Origin of the sequence: Variovorax sp. 278MFTsu5.1 (assembly GCF_048305045.1) — a bacterium.
GTDB lineage: Bacteria > Pseudomonadota > Gammaproteobacteria > Burkholderiales > Burkholderiaceae_C > Variovorax > Variovorax guangxiensis.
The window spans coordinates 3,791,279-3,807,877 of record NZ_CP157622.1; the positions used below are offsets into that span (position 1 = coordinate 3,791,279).

At 66.2% G+C, this 16,599-nt stretch carries 15 protein-coding genes; 5 read left to right on the plus strand and 10 right to left on the minus strand.

Annotated elements, in window-relative coordinates:
- The first annotated feature begins 77 nt into the window (after positions 1-77).
- From ABL844_RS17635 to ABL844_RS17645, 3 genes are read left to right on the plus strand one after another with little or no spacing between them, the layout of a single operon-like run.
- Positions 78-797 (plus strand): Crp/Fnr family transcriptional regulator, encoded by a 720-nt coding sequence (locus ABL844_RS17635; protein ID WP_093202289.1) that lies wholly within the window; start codon positions 78-80, stop codon positions 795-797.
- A 32-nt stretch (positions 798-829) separates the two neighbouring features.
- Complete coding sequence (locus ABL844_RS17640) at positions 830-1,936, plus strand: phosphotransferase (RefSeq protein WP_126024044.1); 1,107 nt, start codon at positions 830-832, stop codon at positions 1,934-1,936.
- Positions 1,937-1,964: 28 nt separating this feature from the next.
- The gene (locus tag ABL844_RS17645) at positions 1,965-3,236 is read left to right on the plus strand and encodes an acyl-CoA dehydrogenase family protein (RefSeq protein WP_418128335.1); all 1,272 of its coding nucleotides are present in this window, start codon (positions 1,965-1,967) and stop codon (positions 3,234-3,236) included.
- Between the two features lie 70 nt (positions 3,237-3,306).
- On the opposite strand, the gene ABL844_RS17650 is transcribed toward ABL844_RS17645, so the two are convergent.
- The 5 genes from ABL844_RS17650 to ABL844_RS17670 all read right to left on the minus strand — a co-directional run bounded on the left by ABL844_RS17650 (position 3,307) and on the right by ABL844_RS17670 (position 8,842).
- Complete coding sequence (locus tag ABL844_RS17650; RefSeq protein ID WP_126024042.1) at positions 3,307-3,810, minus strand: GNAT family N-acetyltransferase; 504 nt, start codon at positions 3,808-3,810, stop codon at positions 3,307-3,309.
- The gene (gene glmM / locus ABL844_RS17655; RefSeq protein WP_418128336.1) at positions 3,807-5,144 is read right to left on the minus strand and encodes a phosphoglucosamine mutase; all 1,338 of its coding nucleotides are present in this window, start codon (positions 5,142-5,144) and stop codon (positions 3,807-3,809) included. Before glmM ends, ABL844_RS17650 begins: the two co-directional genes overlap by 4 nt.
- Complete coding sequence (folP, locus tag ABL844_RS17660; RefSeq protein WP_418131921.1) at positions 5,141-5,962, minus strand: dihydropteroate synthase; 822 nt, start codon at positions 5,960-5,962, stop codon at positions 5,141-5,143. Before folP ends, glmM begins: the two co-directional genes overlap by 4 nt.
- Before the next feature lie 125 nt (positions 5,963-6,087).
- Positions 6,088-8,007 carry an ATP-dependent zinc metalloprotease FtsH gene (ftsH, locus tag ABL844_RS17665; RefSeq protein WP_019652445.1) on the minus strand — a complete coding sequence of 640 codons (1,920 nt, stop codon included), beginning with the start codon at positions 8,005-8,007 and terminating at the stop codon, positions 6,088-6,090.
- 166 nt (positions 8,008-8,173) lie between these two features.
- The gene (locus ABL844_RS17670; protein ID WP_369662178.1) at positions 8,174-8,842 is read right to left on the minus strand and encodes an RlmE family RNA methyltransferase; all 669 of its coding nucleotides are present in this window, start codon (positions 8,840-8,842) and stop codon (positions 8,174-8,176) included.
- A 33-nt stretch (positions 8,843-8,875) separates the two neighbouring features.
- Between ABL844_RS17670 and ABL844_RS17675 the strand changes: the two genes are divergently transcribed.
- Both ABL844_RS17675 and ABL844_RS17680 read left to right on the plus strand, forming a co-directional pair.
- Positions 8,876-9,355 (plus strand): YhbY family RNA-binding protein, encoded by a 480-nt coding sequence (locus ABL844_RS17675; protein ID WP_093202307.1) that lies wholly within the window; start codon positions 8,876-8,878, stop codon positions 9,353-9,355.
- Positions 9,356-9,396: 41 nt separating this feature from the next.
- Positions 9,397-10,116, plus strand: a complete 720-nt coding sequence (locus ABL844_RS17680) for a glycosyltransferase (RefSeq protein ID WP_418128337.1) — start codon at positions 9,397-9,399, stop codon at positions 10,114-10,116.
- A 78-nt stretch (positions 10,117-10,194) separates the two neighbouring features.
- On the opposite strand, the gene ABL844_RS17685 is transcribed toward ABL844_RS17680, so the two are convergent.
- From ABL844_RS17685 to carA, 5 genes are all read right to left on the minus strand, one after another.
- Positions 10,195-10,620 (minus strand): DUF4149 domain-containing protein, encoded by a 426-nt coding sequence (locus tag ABL844_RS17685; protein WP_418128338.1) that lies wholly within the window; start codon positions 10,618-10,620, stop codon positions 10,195-10,197.
- Positions 10,621-10,631: 11 nt separating this feature from the next.
- On the minus strand, positions 10,632-11,108 hold the full coding sequence (greA, locus tag ABL844_RS17690) for a transcription elongation factor GreA (protein ID WP_126024038.1): 477 nt from the start codon (positions 11,106-11,108) through the stop codon (positions 10,632-10,634).
- 64 nt (positions 11,109-11,172) lie between these two features.
- Positions 11,173-12,042 (minus strand): Kdo hydroxylase family protein, encoded by an 870-nt coding sequence (locus ABL844_RS17695; protein WP_418128339.1) that lies wholly within the window; start codon positions 12,040-12,042, stop codon positions 11,173-11,175.
- Positions 12,043-12,056: 14 nt separating this feature from the next.
- Positions 12,057-15,305 carry a carbamoyl-phosphate synthase large subunit gene (gene carB, locus ABL844_RS17700; protein ID WP_418128340.1) on the minus strand — a complete coding sequence of 1,083 codons (3,249 nt, stop codon included), beginning with the start codon at positions 15,303-15,305 and terminating at the stop codon, positions 12,057-12,059.
- Complete coding sequence (gene carA / locus ABL844_RS17705) at positions 15,298-16,491, minus strand: glutamine-hydrolyzing carbamoyl-phosphate synthase small subunit (protein WP_418128342.1); 1,194 nt, start codon at positions 16,489-16,491, stop codon at positions 15,298-15,300. The genes carB and carA overlap by 8 nt, the downstream gene beginning before the upstream one ends.
- Positions 16,492-16,599: the final 108 nt, after the last annotated feature.

Sequence of the window (16,599 nt, forward strand, 5' to 3'; positions counted from 1 at the left end):
CCGAGTAACCGAGCAACGCCGCATAGCGTCGCTCCCGTGACACCCACCAGCCTTCCAGTCGCCGAGAGGACAGACCAATGGACGACCCCATTCTTACCATCGAAGAACGTGAAGCGATCAACAGTGGTCGCTGGTTTTCTTCCCTTTCTCCATCGCTGCGGCACGACATCCTCCGATGCGCCTTCGTCAAACGCTACAAGGACGGCGACCTGATCGCTGCCCGCGGCGATCCGCCCGAACACTGGATCGCCTGCGCCAAGGGCGCGGTGCGGGTCAGCTCGACGGCCGTCTCGGGCAAGCAGGTGACGCTGACCTACGTGGAGCCGGGCATCTGGTTCGGCGACGTGGCGATGTTCGACGGGGACCGGCGCACGCACGACACCTACTCGCATGGCGATACCACCATCCTGTGCGTGGCGCGCGCCGACTTCCAGAAGATCCTGGCCTCGCATGTGGAGCTGTACGAGGCGCTGATGCGGCTGCAGGCGCGGCGCATCCGCACGCTCTTCGGGCTGGTGGAAGACCTCAACACCCTGCCGCTGCGCGCACGGCTGGCCAAGCAGCTCATCCATCTGGTGCGCAGCTACGGCGTGCCGAACCTGGAAGACGGCAGCCAGATGCGCATCGGCCTGCAACTGGCGCAGGAAGAACTGGCGCAGCTGCTGGGCGCATCGCGCCAGCGGGTCAACCAGGAGCTCAAGACCATGGAGCGCGAGGGCACGATCCGCATCGAGCCGGGCGGCCTCGTGGTGCTCGACCGCTCGGCGCTGATGCGCGTCTCGGAAGCTGAAAGCTAGAACGACAACGACAGGCAGATAGACATACCGACATGAGCCAGGACTTCTCCTCCTTCATCGGCACCCGTGCCGTCTCGCAACAGCACGCCTTCGACGTCGACGCGCTCGCAGCCTGGCTCGGGAAGAACCTCGACGGCTTCAAGGGCCCGCTGACGGTCGAGATGTTCAAGGGCGGCCAGTCGAACCCGACCTACAAGCTGGTCACGCCCACGCAGAGCTACGTGATGCGCGCCAAGCCGGGCCCGGTCGCGAAGCTGCTGCCCTCGGCCCACGCGGTGGAGCGCGAGTACAAGGTGATGAGCGGCCTAGCCGGCACCGATGTGCCCGTGCCGCGCATGTACTGCCTGTGCGAGGACGAGAGCGTCATCGGCCGCGCCTTCTACGTCATGGAGTTCATGCAGGGACGCGTGCTGTGGGACCAGTCGCTGCCCGGCATGAGCAATGCCGAGCGCGCCGCCCACTACGACGAGATGAACCGCGTGATCGCCGCGCTGCACACCGTCGACTTCGCCGCCCGCGGCCTGGCCGACTACGGCAAGCCCGGCAACTACTTCGAGCGCCAGATCGGCCGCTGGAGCAAGCAGTACAAGGCCTCGGCCGACGGTGCGGGCGAGCTCTCGCAGCCTATCGAGGCCATGGAGCGGCTGATCGACTGGCTGCCCGCGCACATGCCCGCGAGCGCGCGCGACGAGAGCAAGGTGTCGATCGTCCATGGCGACTATCGCCTCGACAACGTGATGTTCCACGCCACCGAGCCGCGCATCATCGCCGTGCTCGACTGGGAACTGTCGACGCTCGGCCACCCGCTGGCCGACTTCAGCTACCACTGCATGTCGTGGCACATGCCCCCGACCACCGGGCGCGGCATCGGCGGCGTCGACGTCGCCTCGCTGGGCATCCCCACCGAGAGCGAATACATCCGCCGCTACTGCGAGCGCACCCGCATCAGCACGCCCGAGGCGCTGGCGCCGGACTGGAACTTCTACCAGGCCTACAACCTGTTCCGCATGGCCGCGATCCTGCAAGGCATTGCCAAGCGAGTCGAGGCCGGCACCGCGTCGAGCGAGCAAGCCGTGGCTTCGGCCCGCGGCGCCCGCCCCATGGCCGACATGGCCTGGCAGTTTGCCCAAAAGGCATAAGCCGCCCCACCCACCAGGAGAGACAAAGATGGACTTCGAATACTCGGCCAAGACCAAGGACCTGCAAAAGCGCGTGCAGGCATTCATGGACGACCACATCTATCCGGCCGAAGCCGAGTACGCCGCCGAGCTGGCCGCGAACACCGCCGCCGGCAAGCGCTGGACGGCGCTCAAGACGGTCGAGAAGCTCAAGGAGAAGGCCAAGGCCCAGGGCCTGTGGAACCTGTTCCTGCCGGTCGACAGCGCTGCCGCCTCGGGCTATGACGGCGCGGGCCTGACCAACCAGGAATACGCACCGCTGGCCGAGATCATGGGCCGCGTGCCATGGGCCTCGGAAGCCTTCAACTGCTCGGCGCCCGACACGGGCAACATGGAGACCATTGCCCGCTACGGCTCCGAAGAGATCAAGGCCCGCTGGCTCAAGCCGCTGCTCGAAGGCCAGATCCGCTCTGCCTTCGCCATGACCGAGCCTGAAGTGGCCTCGAGCGACGCCACCAACATCTCCACGCGCATCGAGCGCCAGGGCGACGAGTACCTCATCAACGGCCACAAGTGGTGGATTTCGGGCGCGGCCGACCCGCGCTGCGCGGTCTTCATCACCATGGGCAAGAGCGACCCCGAGGCGCCGCGCCACTCGCAGCAGAGCATGATCGTGGTGCCGGCCGACGCCAAGGGCATCCGCATCGTGCGCCCACTGAACGTGATGGGCTACGACGACGCGCCGCACGGCCACGTCGAGATGTACTTCGAGAACGTGCGCGTGCCCGCCAGCAACATGCTGCTGGGCGAAGGCCGCGGCTTCGAGATCGCCCAGGGCCGCCTCGGCCCGGGACGCATCCACCACTGCATGCGCCTGATCGGCTTGGCCGAGCGCGCGCTGGAGCTGATGTGCAAGCGCGCCTCCTCGCGCGTGGCCTTTGGCAAGACCGTGGCATCGCAGACCGTGACGCAGGAGCGAATCGCCGAGGCCCGCTGCAAGATCGACATGGCTCGCCTGCTCACGCTGAAGGCTGCATGGCTGATGGACGTGGCTGGCAACAAGGTCGCGAAGAACGAGATCGCCATGATCAAGGTCGTCGCGCCGTCGATGGCCTGCCAGGTGATCGACTGGGCCATGCAGGTCCACGGCGGCGGCGGCATGTGCGACGACTTCCCGCTGGCTTCGGCCTACGCCGGCGCGCGCACGCTGCGCTTCGCGGACGGTCCGGACGAAGTGCACCGCAATGCGATCGCCAAGTGGGAACTGGGCAAGTACGCGCCGGGCAAGGCCGACGCCGAAATGCCGGTGACGCGCTTCTGATCTGGCGGTAAAGAACAAAGGGCCGGTGGCGAACGATTCGCCCCGGCCCTTTTCCCTTGGTTGCTTGCGCTCAGAGCTTCTTCTGCAGGAAGACTGCGGTGCCGAATGCCGGATCGAGCTGGTAGCCCGCGAAGCCTTCGCGCTCGTAGGCGCGCAGCGCGGGCGCGTTGCCCGAAAGCACCTCCAGCGTGAGCTTGCACGCGCCGCGGCGACGAGCTTCTTCCTCTACCAGCGAGAACATCTTCTGCGCCACGCGCTGCCCGCGATGGCTGGGCAGCACGACCACGTCGTGCACGTTCACCAGCGGCTTGCAGGCGAAGGTCGAGAAGCCTTCGATGCAGTTGATCAGGCCCACAGGCTGCCCGCCGTCGAAAGCCAGCACGCTGAAGGCCTGGGGACGCGCGGCCAGCGCCGAGGGCAAGCCTGCGAGCACCGCGGGATCGAGCGGTGTGCCGCCGCCGGCCGGGTCACCGGCATAGGCGTCGAGCAGACCGACCAGGGCGGTCGCGTGGGCGGCGTTGCGGTAGTCGGCGATGAAGACTTCGATCGGCTGCGCGCCGGCCGCTGCTGTCATCGCGCAGGCTCCAGCGTGGCCGCGAGGCGCCTGGCGCACGATTCGGCCTGCTTCGCATCGCGAGCCTCGACCATCACCCGAACCAGCGGCTCGGTACCGCTCGCGCGGATCAGCACGCGGCCCGAATCGCCGAGTTCGGCCTCGATGCGCGTGGTTTCGCTGGCCAGCGCCATGTTGGCCTTCCAGTCCTGGTCGGGCGAGATGCGCACGTTGATCAGCGTCTGCGGGAACAGCGTGACGCCTTCGAGCAACTGCGCCACCGTCTTGCCGCTGCGCACGCAGGCCTGCAGCACCTGCAGCGCGCTCACGATGCCGTCGCCGGTGGTGTGGCGGTCCAGCGCCAGCAGGTGGCCGGAACCCTCGCCGCCCAGCAGCCAGCCGCGCTTGTCGAGCTCTTCGAGCACATAGCGGTCGCCGACCTTCGCGCGCACGAATTCGATGCCCTGCCCGCGCAGGGCGACTTCGACGGCCTTGTTGGTCATGAGCGTGCCGACCACCCCCACCGGCTTGTCGCCGCGCGCGATGCGCTCGGACACCATCAGGTAGAGCAGTTCGTCGCCGTTGAACAGGCGCCCGCTCGCGTCGACCAGCTGCAGGCGGTCGGCGTCGCCGTCGAGTGCGATGCCGTAGTCGGCCTTCTGCGCCGTCACCGCGGCGATCAACGCCTCGGGGTGCGTGGCGCCGAAGCCCTTGTTGATGTTCAGCCCGTCGGGCGCGACGCCGATGCTCGTAACTTCCGCGCCCAACTCGTGGAACACGTTGGGCGCCACCTGGTAGGCCGCGCCATGGGCCGCGTCGACCACCAGCTTCATGTCGCGCAGCGTCAGGTCGTTGGCGAAGGTGCTCTTGCAGAACTCGATGTAGCGGCCGGGCGCGTCGTTGAGGCGGCGGGCCTTGCCGAGGTTGGCGGAATCGACCCAGACCGGGTCTTCCTCCAGCGCGGCCTCGACGGCCAGCTCCCAGGCGTCGTCGAGCTTGGTGCCCTGCGCGCTGAAGAACTTGATGCCGTTGTCCGGATACGCGTTGTGGCTGGCGCTGATCACCACGCCGAGGCTCGCGCGCTGCGCGCGGGTGAGATAGGCCACGCCGGGCGTCGGCAGCGGGCCCAGCAGCACCACGTCGACACCTGCCGAATTGAAGCCGGATTCGAGCGCGGATTCGAGCATGTAGCCCGAGATGCGCGTGTCCTTGCCGATCAGCACCGTGGGGCGAGACTGCGTCTTCTTGAGCACGCGGCCCACGGCGTGCGCGAGGCGCAGGACGAAGTCGGGAGTGATGGGCGCCTTGCCTACGGTGCCACGGATGCCGTCGGTGCCGAAATATTTGCGGGTCATGGTGTGGGTGCCTGTCCTTGTGGTTGTAGTTGTGACTTTTCCTGAGCCTTCATTGCGCGCCATACCGCGAGCGAGGCGACAGTGTCGCGCACGTCGTGCACGCGCACCACGGCAGCGCCCCGATCCGCCGCCAGCATGGCAGCAGCAACGCTGGGCACGATGCGCTCGCCCGCCATCTCGATGCCGGTGACGGCGCCGATCGACGACTTGCGCGACCAGCCCAGCAGCAGCGGATAGCCGCCTGCGAGCAACTCGCGCTGGCGCGCGAGCAAGGCGAAGTTCTGTGCCACCGTCTTACCGAAACCCACGCCGGGGTCGAGCGTGATGCGAGAAGCATCGACGCCGAGCGCGCGCAGAAGCTGCGCCTGCTGTTGCAGGAAGGAAAGCACTTCCGGAACGACATCGCCCGACATGGGCACGGCCTGCATGGTCTGCGGATCGCGGTGCATGTGCATCAGGCAGATGCCGCACGAAGGATGCGCCGCGACCGCCTCGCGCGCGCCCGGCTGGCGCAGCGCCCAGATGTCGTTGACGATGTCCGCGCCCAGGTCGAGCACGGCGCGCATGACCTCGGGCTTGTAGGTGTCGATGGAGATCGGCGCATTGAGCTTCACCGCCTCGCGCACCACCGGCACCACGCGTGCCAGCTCGGCTTCGAGCGGCACCGCCGGGCTGCCGGGGCGGGTCGATTCGCCGCCGATGTCGAGGATGTCTGCGCCCTCCTTCAGCAACTGCTCGCAGTGCCGGAGGGCCGTCTCGGTGGAGGCATGAGCGCCGCCGTCGGAAAAGGAATCGGGCGTGACATTGACGATGCCCATCACGCGCGGCTGCGCGAGGTCGATGCGGAAGCGGGAGGTCTGCCAGAAAGCGCTGCCGGCCGCCGCGTGCTCGCCATCGAAAACGGGGCCAGAGGCCCCGTTGTGGTTTGACGCCGGATTCGCGCTCACGCTGCGTTGGGAGCCGGGTCGGTCGTCACGGCCGGCGTGCCGCCGCTGCCGCCACCGCTGCCCGAAGGCGGGATGCGCGGCGTCCAGTCCTTGGGCGGACGGGGCGCGCGGCCGGCCATGATGTCGTCGAGCTGCTCGGTGTCGATGGTTTCCCATTCGAGCAGCGCCTTGGCCATGGCGTGCATCTTGTCGCTGTTCTCCTCGATCAGGCGGCGCGCCAGGGCGTACTGCTCGTCGATGATGCGGCGAACTTCGGAGTCGACCTTCTCCATGGTCTGCTCGCTCATGTTCGTGGTCTTGGTGACCGAACGGCCCAGGAACACTTCGCCTTCGTTCTCGGCGTAGACCATCGGCCCAAGGGCATCGCTCATGCCGTACTTCATGACCATGTCGCGCGCCAGGTTGGTCGCACGCTCGAAGTCGTTGCTGGCACCGGTGGTCATCTGGTGCATGAACACTTCCTCGGCGATGCGGCCGCCGAACAGCATGCTGATCTGGTTCAGCATGTACTCGCGGTCGTAGCTGTAGCGGTCCTGCGAGGGCAGGCTCATGGTCACGCCGAGGGCGCGGCCGCGCGGAATGATCGTGACCTTGTGGACCGGGTCGCACTTGGGCAGCAGCTTGCCGATGAGGGCATGGCCGGACTCGTGGTAGGCCGTGTTGCGGCGCTCTTCCTCGGGCATGACCATGCTCTTGCGCTCGGGGCCCATGAAGATCTTGTCCTTGGCCTTTTCGAAGTCCTGCATCTCGACCACGCGCGCATTGCGGCGGGCGGCCATCAGGGCAGCTTCGTTGCAGAGGTTGGCCAGGTCTGCGCCCGACATGCCGGGCGTACCGCGGGCGATCACGCTCGGGTTCACGTCCTGGCCCAGCGGGACCTTGCGCATGTGCACGCCAAGGATCTGCTCGCGGCCGCGGATGTCGGGCAGCGTGACGTAGACCTGGCGGTCGAAACGGCCGGGGCGCAGCAGCGCGGCGTCCAGGATGTCCGGGCGGTTGGTGGCAGCCACCACGATCACGCCGAGGTTGGTTTCGAAGCCGTCCATCTCGACCAGCATCTGGTTGAGCGTCTGCTCGCGTTCGTCGTTGCCGCCGCCGAGGCCGGCACCGCGCTGGCGGCCCACCGCGTCGATTTCGTCGATGAAGATGATGCAGGGCGCGTTCTTCTTGGCGTTCTCGAACATGTCGCGGACGCGGGCAGCGCCCACGCCGACGAACATTTCGACGAAGTCGGAACCGGAGATCGAGAAGAAAGGCACCTTGGCCTCGCCGGCGATCGACTTGGCCAGCAGCGTCTTGCCGGTGCCCGGAGGGCCGACCAGCAGCAGGCCTCGAGGAATGCGGCCGCCGAGCTTCTGGAAGCGCTGCGGGTCCTTCAGGAAGTCGACCACTTCACGGACTTCTTCCTTGGCCTCGTCGCAGCCCGCGACGTCGGCGAAGGTGACCGTGTTGTTGTTCTCATCCATCATGCGGGCCTTGCTCTTGCCGAAGCTGAACGCCCCGCCCTTGCCGCCGCCTTGCATCTGCCGCATGAAGTAGATCCACACGCCGATCAGCAGCAGCATCGGCCCCCAGCTGACCAGCAGGGTCATGAGCAGGGAGCTTTCTTCGCGCGGCTTGACGTCGAACTTGACGTTGTGGTCGATCAGGTCGCCCACGAGGCCGCGGTCGAGCACGGTTGCAGTCGTGCGGATCTTGCGGTCGTCGTTCGTGACGGCGACGATCTCGCCGCCTGCGGCGCCTTCAGGAATGACGGCGCTCTTGATCTGGTTGTTGCGGACCTGGTCCAGAAACTCGGAGTAGCTGACTGTCCCCGAGCCGACGCCGCCGCGGGTGTCGAACTGCTTGAAGACAGTGAACAACACCATGGCGATGACGAGCCACACGGCAACTTTGGAAAACCACTGATTGTTCAAACGAAGCTCCAGGCTAAAGCGCGTGACAGGTGAATGAAAAAACGCGCTGTGGGTACGCAATTGCGCCCCATTTTAGGCTTTTCAAGCTGCGAAAAGCTGGCATTTCCCTAATGCGGCCATAGCCTGACGTGGGTTTGTGCCGCCGCGGCTGTTGCTCGGGCCGGTATCAAGGCGTATCCACGGCCTTCAGTCCTACCCCGACCAGGAAGGTCTCGGCCGATTTGTCCCGGGACGCCTTGGGTTTGAAGGGTTTCACGACACGGAAATTGGCCTTGAAAAGCTTCACCAGCTCGTCATAGCCGCTGCCATGGAAAACCTTGGCCACCAGCGCGCCCTCGGGCTTCAGGTGGTTCTGGGCGAAGTCGATGGCGAGCTCGATCAGGTGCGAAACGCGGGCTGCGTCGGCCGAATGGATGCCCGACAGGTTGGGCGCCATGTCCGAAACCACAAGATCGGCCTTGCGCCCGGCCAGCACGCCCAGCAGTTGCTGCAGCAGCTCGTCTTCGCGGAAATCCCCCTGCAGGAAGATCACGCCCTCGATGGGCTCCATCGGCAGCAGGTCGAGCGAGACGATGGTGCCGTTCAGTTCACCGGCCGCGGCTCCGCCCGGCGACATGCGCCGGCGCAGGTACTGGCTCCATGCGCCCGGGGCGGAGCCGAGGTCAACCACCAGCTGCCCTGGCTTGACCAGGCCGAGGGATTCGTCGATCTCCTTGAGCTTGTAGGCGGCGCGAGCCCGGTAGCCCTCCTTCGTGGCGAGCTTCACGTAGGGGTCGTTGATATGGTCGTGCAGCCACGCCTTGTTGACTTTCTTGCTTTTGGCTTTGGTGCTCATGGGGGTCTTCGTGTACGGGTCGATAATACGGGGATGCCCGCCATTCAACTTACCCCTGCCGAGCGCAAGGTGCATCGCGCCGAAGCTCACCACCTGGATCCGATCGTCATGGTCGGTGGAGACGGGCTCACCCCTGCCGTGAAGAAGGAAGCCGACGCGGCGCTCAAGGCCCACGGCCTGATCAAGATCCGAGTCTTCTCCGACGACCGCCTGGCCCGCGACGCCATGCTGCGCGAACTGGCCGAAGAACTCGACGCCGCCCCCATCCAGCACATCGGCAAGCTGCTCGTGCTGTGGCGCCCCAAGGCCGAGAAGGAGCGCGTGGTCGACGAAGACCGCATGCCCGGCCCGCGCGACGTGAAGATCGTCAAGTACAGCAAGCGCGGCGGCCAGCGCCCTGAAATCAAGACCCTGCGCGTGCTCGGCAACCAGCGCCTCACCCCTGGCGGCACCATCAAGCGCGCCAAGGCGAAACGGCCCCTGTCGGTCAAGAAACGCAACCAGGCGGATTGAACTTGGCGCCAGCGCAAGGCGCCCAGCGCCATATCCTCTGCATGAAGTGGGGCACGAAGTACGGCCCCGAATACGTCAACCGGCTCTACGCGATGGTCCGCCGCAACCTCGGCGGCGACTTCAAGTTCGTCTGCCTGACCGACGACGGCAACGGTGTTCGCCCCGAGGTGACCTGCCTGCCGATCCCCCCACTCAACCTGCATCTGGCCCCCGGCCAGCGCGACGGCGCCTGGAAGAAGCTCACCACCTTCGAGAAAGACCTGCACGGCCTGAGCGGCCCCGCCCTCTTCCTCGATCTCGACGTGGTGGTCGTCGGCAGCCTGGACGCGTTTTTCGAGCAGCCGGGCGAGTTCCTGATCATTCACGACTACGACCGTCCCTGGCGACGCGGGCGCATCACAGGCAACTCGTCGGTCTACCGCTTCGAGCTCGGCGCCCATGCCGACGTGCTGGCCTATTTCCGCGCCAACATGGACAAGGTCCAGGCCGAGTACCGCAACGAGCAGACCTACCTGTCGGACGTGCTCCACAAGCAGGGCAAGCTGTCCTACTGGCCCGACGGCTGGTGCCCCAGCTTCAAGTACCACGGCATCCCGACCTGGCCGACCAACTACTGGGAAGAGCCCTTCGTGCCCGAAGGCGCGCGGATCATGGTGTTCCACGGCGAATGCAACCCGCCCGACGCGCTGGCTGGCCGCCGCAACCGCGCCTTCCGGTTCATCAAGCCGGCGCGCTGGGTCGCGAAATACTGGAAAGAGTAGGAGCGCCCTGCAGAAACAGAAAAGAGAAAAGGCGGCCCGCGAGCCGCCTTTTTTTTGCCGTGCGTTCCGTCGTTGCCTTCAGCCCGCCGTGCGGCCTCCCACGCGCCACAGCACCACGCCGGCACAGAGCCACTGCACGAAGTACATGCCCGTTCCCATGGCATGCCACAGTTTCAGGTTCTCCCGCGCCACGATGCGCGGCGCCACGGCGTACTGCTGCAGCAGCGCCAGCAGCAACGCGCCCAGGATGAAGAAGATGGTCGTCATCGCCGGCCCGCTCATGCGCTCGTCGGCCTTCGAGCGGAAGTGGATCAGCAGGATCACCCCGCAGGCGATGGCGATCCAGCTCTGTGCCTCGAACAGCTGCGCCGCGAAATTGCCCGCCACCGCCGGGTTGCCCAGCTTCGCGAACAGCATCGGCACGACGAGAAAGCCGATCGTCGTCAGGCTGCCCCACCAGAAGGCAGCCAGCATCAGCGCAATACGGTCTTTCAGGTCCTTCATGCGCGCGGCGATCAGAGGTAGCTGACCGCCACGATCTCGTAGCGCTTGAGGCCGCCGGGCGTCTGCACCTCGGCGGTGTCGCCCTCTTCCTTGCCGATGAGCGCGCGGGCGATCGGGCTGGAAACGTTGATCAGGCCCTGCTTCAGGTCGGCCTCGTCCTCGCCCACGATCTGGTACTTGACAGCGTCGCCGCTGTCTTCTTCCTCGAGTTCGACGGTGGAGCCGAACACCACCTTGCCGCCGGCATCGAGCTCGCTGGGGTCGATCACCTGCGAGGCGGAGAGCTTGCCCTCGATCTCCAGGATGCGGCCTTCGATGAAGCCCTGGCGGTCCTTGGCGGATTCGTACTCGGCGTTTTCGCTGATGTCACCCTGCGCGCGCGCTTCGGCGATCGCATTGATGACGGCGGGGCGGTCCACCGACTTGAGCCGGCGCAGTTCTTCGCGCAGCTTCTCCGCGCCGCGCTTGGTGATGGGGATGGTCGCCATATCTAGTTCTCCATAAAGCGAAACCGCCGAACGCTGCCGTTCGGCGGTCGATGGGGGACTGCGCTCAGACGAGCGTCCGTCCTGTCAGCCGGCTCAGGATGGCGAGCGGGCTCGAAGCGGGATTGTATTGCTTGGAAGCGTCCAGGTGGAGGGTCTGCTCGAGCATGTACTGGCCCGCCATCACGGCGTGCGAAGTCTGGTCGGAGAAGCAGACCCACACCGAACCCGGCGGAAACTTCGCGGTTTCCTGCGGCGAGTTCTCCTGATAGGCCATGTCCGACTTCATGCCGTCGTGCAACTGCAGCATGAGGTGGTCGTACTCGCTGCGGAACGACTTGGTCACATGCAGCGCCTGCAGCAGCTTGGCCTGCCAGCGCGAGTAAGGCTTGGCGCGCGGCAGGAAGCGCTTCGCGATGTCCTCGAAGGGTTCGCCCACGCGCCACACGCGCGGCGCGCCGTCAGGATTCACGTTGGTGAAGACGCGCAGGATGCGCTCGCCGTAGTTCGGCCGCGACGGGAATGCATCGACATGCAGGCGCCGGTCGTCGGCGCGCCACGACTGCACCCGCGTCTCGACCTGCGCAGGACGGTAGCTGGTCGGCGCCAGCCGCAGCGCCGGCGCGTAGTGCGGCAGCAGCCCGTGGATGAGCTGCGTGGCCTGCGCCCTGAAGCGCCCCACCATCGCGGCAGCCGCACGCTGCACCGTCTCGTCGCCCACGGCGCCCTTGAGCTTGCCGTTGGCGTCGAGGCTGATGTTGCGCACATCGGGCGACAGCAGGCTGGGCGTGAGCAGGCTGCGCTCTTCGGGCAGCAGCTCGAAACCCAGGCGCGGAAAGTACAGCACCTTGCCCGCTTCCAGCTCCGCGATCCACGCCTCGTTGGGCGTGGCCGCGTTCCAGTCGGTCAGGCCGAGTTCGACGAGCTGCGTTTCCATGATCGCGATGACGCTCAGGCCGCGGCCAGTTGCGCGTGCATTTCCTGCACCGAGATCACGCCGAGCTCGTCCATGAAGCCCATGCCCTCGACCGCGGCTTCGGCGCCGAAGATCGTGGTGAAGGTCGTCACGCGCGCCTGCAGCGCCGAGGTGCGGATCTGGCGCGAGTCGGTGATCGCGTTGCGGCGCTCTTCGACCGTGTTGATGACCAGGGCAATCTCGTTGTTCTTGATCATGTCCACGATGTGCGGGCGGCCTTCCGTCACCTTGTTCACCGTCGCGCACTCGACGCCGGCAGCGTTGATGGCGGCGGCCGTGCCCTTGGTCGCGATCAGCTCGAAGCCCAGCTTGGCCAGGCCGCGAGCCACTTCGACCGCGCGCGCCTTGTCGTTGTTCTTCACAGAGATGAAGACCTTGCCCGACTTCGGCAGGTGCGTACCGGCACCCAGCTGCGACTTCACGAAAGCTTCGCCGAAGGTCTTGCCCACGCCCATGACTTCGCCGGTCGACTTCATCTCGGGGCCGAGGATGGTGTCCACGCCCGGGAACTTGACGAACGGGAACACAGCTTCCTTCACGCTGAAGTACGGCGGCGTCACTTCCTTCTCGATGCCTTGCGACTTCAGCGACTGGCCGGCCATGCAGCGGGCCGCCACCTTGGCGAGCTGGATGCCGGTGGCCTTGCTCACGTAGGGCACGGTGCGCGAGGCGCGCGGGTTCACTTCAAGCACGTAGATGACGTCCTTGCCGTCCTTCTGCTGGATGGCGAACTGCACGTTCATCAGGCCGACCACGTTCAGCGCGGCCGCCATGGCGGCGCTCTGGCGCTTGAGTTCGGCCACCGTCTCGGCGCTCAGACTGTAGGGCGGCAGCGAGCAGGCGGAGTCGCCCGAGTGCACGCCGGCCTGTTCGATGTGCTCCATCACGCCGCCGATGAGAGTCTGGCCCTCGGCGTCGCGCAGGCAGTCCACGTCGCATTCCACGGCGTCGTTCAGGAAGCGGTCGAGCAGCACCGGCGAATCGTTGCTGACCTTGACGGCTTCGCGCATGTAGCGCTCCAGGTCGCGCTGCTCATGCACGATTTCCATCGCACGGCCGCCCAGCACATAGCTCGGGCGCACCACCAGCGGGTAGCCCAGCTCGGAGGCCTTCTCGAGCGCCTCGGCTTCGGTGCGCGCGGTGGCGTTCGGCGGCTGCAGCAGCTTGAGCTCGTGCAGCAGCTTCTGGAAGCGCTCGCGGTCTTCGGCAGCGTCGATCATGTCGGGCGAGGTGCCGATGATCGGCACGCCGTTGGCCTCCAGGTCGAGGGCGAGCTTCAGCGGCGTCTGGCCGCCGTACTGCACGATCACGCCCAGCGGCTTTTCCTTGTCGACGATCTCGAGCACGTCTTCCAGCGTCAGCGGCTCGAAGTACAGGCGGTCCGAGGTGTCGTAGTCGGTCGACACGGTCTCGGGGTTGCAGTTGACCATGATGGTCTCGTAGCCGTCCTCGCGCATGGCGAGCGCGGCGTGCACGCAGCAGTAGTCGAACTCGATGCCCTGGCCGATGCGGTTGGGACCGCCGCCGAGCACCATGATCTTCTTCTTGTCGCTCGGGTCGGCCTCGCACTCGTCCTCGTAGGTCGAGTACATGTAGGCCGTGTTGGTGGCGAACTCGGCCGCGCAGGTGTCCACGCGCTTGTAGACCGGGCGCACGCCCAGGGCGCGGCGCTTCTCGCGGATGGCCGTGTCGGTGGTGCGCAGCTGCTTGGCCAGGCGGCGGTCGGAGAAGCCCTTCTGCTTGAGCAGGCGCAGCGTGGCGGCGTCGATGTCGTCGAGCGACTTGGTTTCCAGCTCGAGCTCGATCTTCACGATCTCCTCGATCTGCACCAGGAACCACGGGTCGATCTTCGTGAGCGCGAACACTTCCTCGACGCTCATGCCCTGAGCGAAGGCATCGCCCACGTACCAGATGCGCTCGGGGCCGGGCTCGCCCAGTTCCTTCTCGAGCACTTCGCGGTCCTGCGTCTTCTCGTTCATGCCGTCGACGCCGACTTCGAGGCCGCGCAGCGCCTTCTGGAACGATTCCTGGAAAGTGCGGCCCATGGCCATCACCTCGCCCACCGACTTCATCTGCGTGGTGAGGCGCGAATCGGCCTGTGGGAACTTCTCGAAGGCGAAACGCGGGATCTTGGTGACCACGTAGTCGATCGAGGGCTCGAACGACGCCGGCGTCGCACCGCCGGTGATCTCGTTGCGCAGCTCGTCGAGCGTGTAGCCGACGGCCAGCTTGGCCGCGACCTTGGCGATCGGGAAGCCCGTGGCCTTGGAGGCCAGCGCCGACGAACGAGACACGCGCGGGTTCATCTCGATGACGACCATGCGGCCGTCCTTCGGGTTGATGGAGAACTGCACGTTCGAGCCGCCGGTGTCCACGCCGATCTCGCGCAGCACCGCCAGCGAGGCGTTGCGCAGGATCTGGTATTCCTTGTCGCTCAGCGTCTGCGCGGGCGCCACGGTGATCGAGTCGCCGGTGTGCACGCCCATCGGGTCGAGGTTCTCGATGGAGCAGACGATGATGCAGTTGTCGGCCTTGTCGCGCACGACTTCCATCTCGTACTCCTTCCAGCCGAGCAGCGATTCTTCGATCAGCAGCTCGTTGGTCGGCGAGGCTTCGATGCCGCGCTTGCAGATGGTCTCGAACTCTTCCGGGTTGTAGGCGATGCCACCGCCGGTACCGCCGAGCGTGAAGCTGGGGCGGATCACGGTCGGGAAGCCGACGTGCTTCTGCACCGCCCAGGCCTCTTCCATCGAGTGCGCGATGCCGGAACGGGCCGAGCCCAGTCCGATCTTGGTCATCGCGTCCTTGAACTTCAGGCGGTCTTCGGCCTTGTCGATGGCCTCGGGCGTGGCGCCGATCAGCTCGACGGGCCTGTTGGTGGTAGCGCCCGTGTACTTGTCGAGCACGCCGTTGCGCCACAGGTCGAGCGCGCAGTTCAGCGCGGTCTGGCCGCCCATGGTCGGCAGGATCGCGTCGGGGCGTTCCTTGGCGATGATCTTCTCGACCGTCTGCCAGGTGATGGGCTCGATGTAGGTGACGTCGGCCGTGGCCGGGTCGGTCATGATCGTCGCGGGGTTGCTGTTGATCAGGATGACCTTGTAGCCCTCTTCGCGCAGCGCCTTGCAGGCCTGCACGCCGGAGTAGTCGAACTCGCAGGCCTGGCCGATGATGATCGGGCCGGCGCCGATGATGAGGATCGATTTGAGGTCTGTGCGCTTAGGCATTCTCTTTCTCCGTCTTTTCCGTCTTGTTCTTTTCCATGAGTGCCGTGAAGCGATCGAACAGGTAGCCGATGTCGTGCGGGCCAGGCGAGGCTTCAGGGTGGCCCTGGAAGCAGAACGCGGGCTTGTCGGTGCGAGCCAGGCCCTGCAGCGTGTTGTCGAACAGGCTGATGTGGGTGGGACGCAGGTTGGCCGGCAGCGACTTCTCGTCGACCGCGAAGCCGTGGTTCTGGCTGGTGATGCTCACGCGGCCGTTGTCGAGGTCCTTCACCGGATGGTTCGCGCCGTGGTGGCCGAACTTCATCTTGAAGGTCTTGGCGCCGGAGGCCAGCGCCATGATCTGGTGGCCCAGGCAGATGCCGAAGGTGGGAATGCCGGTCTCGATCAGCTCCTTGACGGCGCTGATGGCGTAGTCGCAGGGCTCCGGGTCGCCAGGGCCGTTGGCCAGGAAGATGCCGTCCGGCTTCAACCTGAGCACGTCGGCCGCGGGCGTCTGCGCCGGCACCACGGTGATGCGCGCACCGCGCTGGGCGATCATGCGCAGGATGTTCTTCTTGACGCCATAGTCGAAGGCCACGACGTGGAACTTCGGCGTGATCTGCACGCCGTAGCCCGAGCCCAGCTTCCACTCGGTCTCGGTCCACTCGTAGGTCTGCTTGACCGACACCACCTTGGCGAGGTCGAGGCCCGCCATGCTCGGCGCGGCCTTGGCGGAGGCGATGGCCTTGTCGATCAGCGCCTGCGTCACGGTCTCGCCCGCGGCCAGGCCCAGGATGCAGCCGTTCTGGGCGCCGTTGGTGCGCAGGTGGCGGGTGAGCTTGCGGGTGTCGATGTTCGCGATGGCCACGGTGTTGCCGGACACGAGGTACTCGGTCAGCGTGGCGGTCTTGCGGAAGTTGGAGGCGACGAGGGGCAGGTCCTTGATGATCAGGCCCGCGGCATGGATCTTGTCGGCTTCGATGTCCTCGCCGTTGACGCCGTAGTTGCCGATGTGCGGATACGTGAGCGTCACGATCTGCTGGCAGTAGCTCGGGTCGGTAAGGATTTCCTGGTAACCGGTCATGGCGGTGTTGAACACCACTTCACCGGTCGTGGAGCCGGTGGCTCCGATCGAGTTGCCGAGAAAGACCGTGCCGTCTGCGAGCGCCAGGATGGCGGGCGGGAAACTTCCCTTGAGAGACAAAAGCACTGGGTTCTCCGGATGGTTACGGTCGCCCGGAGCCTCAGGCGTATAGCCTGGGGACTGCTGCTTAAGGGGAAGATGGCGTTGTAGGCGGCCGGGCGACGCTGATTTGCG

Coding starts and splice junctions, on each gene's coding strand:
- ABL844_RS17695 (WP_418128339.1), bottom strand. CDS start 12,042: ATGGAAACGCAGCTCGTCGAACTCGGCCTGACCGACTGGAACGCGGCC.
- ABL844_RS17685 (WP_418128338.1), bottom strand. CDS start 10,620: ATGAAGGACCTGAAAGACCGTATTGCGCTGATGCTGGCTGCCTTCTGG.
- folP (WP_418131921.1), bottom strand. CDS start 5,962: ATGGGCATCGTCAATGTCACGCCCGATTCCTTTTCCGACGGCGGCGCT.
- ABL844_RS17645 (WP_418128335.1), top strand. CDS start 1,965: ATGGACTTCGAATACTCGGCCAAGACCAAGGACCTGCAAAAGCGCGTG.
- carB (WP_418128340.1), bottom strand. CDS start 15,305: ATGCCTAAGCGCACAGACCTCAAATCGATCCTCATCATCGGCGCCGGC.
- glmM (WP_418128336.1), bottom strand. CDS start 5,144: ATGACCCGCAAATATTTCGGCACCGACGGCATCCGTGGCACCGTAGGC.
- greA (WP_126024038.1), bottom strand. CDS start 11,108: ATGGCGACCATCCCCATCACCAAGCGCGGCGCGGAGAAGCTGCGCGAA.
- ABL844_RS17680 (WP_418128337.1), top strand. CDS start 9,397: ATGAAGTGGGGCACGAAGTACGGCCCCGAATACGTCAACCGGCTCTAC.
- ABL844_RS17635 (WP_093202289.1), top strand. CDS start 78: ATGGACGACCCCATTCTTACCATCGAAGAACGTGAAGCGATCAACAGT.
- ABL844_RS17640 (WP_126024044.1), top strand. CDS start 830: ATGAGCCAGGACTTCTCCTCCTTCATCGGCACCCGTGCCGTCTCGCAA.
- ABL844_RS17670 (WP_369662178.1), bottom strand. CDS start 8,842: ATGAGCACCAAAGCCAAAAGCAAGAAAGTCAACAAGGCGTGGCTGCAC.
- ABL844_RS17675 (WP_093202307.1), top strand. CDS start 8,876: ATGCCCGCCATTCAACTTACCCCTGCCGAGCGCAAGGTGCATCGCGCC.
- ABL844_RS17650 (WP_126024042.1), bottom strand. CDS start 3,810: ATGACAGCAGCGGCCGGCGCGCAGCCGATCGAAGTCTTCATCGCCGAC.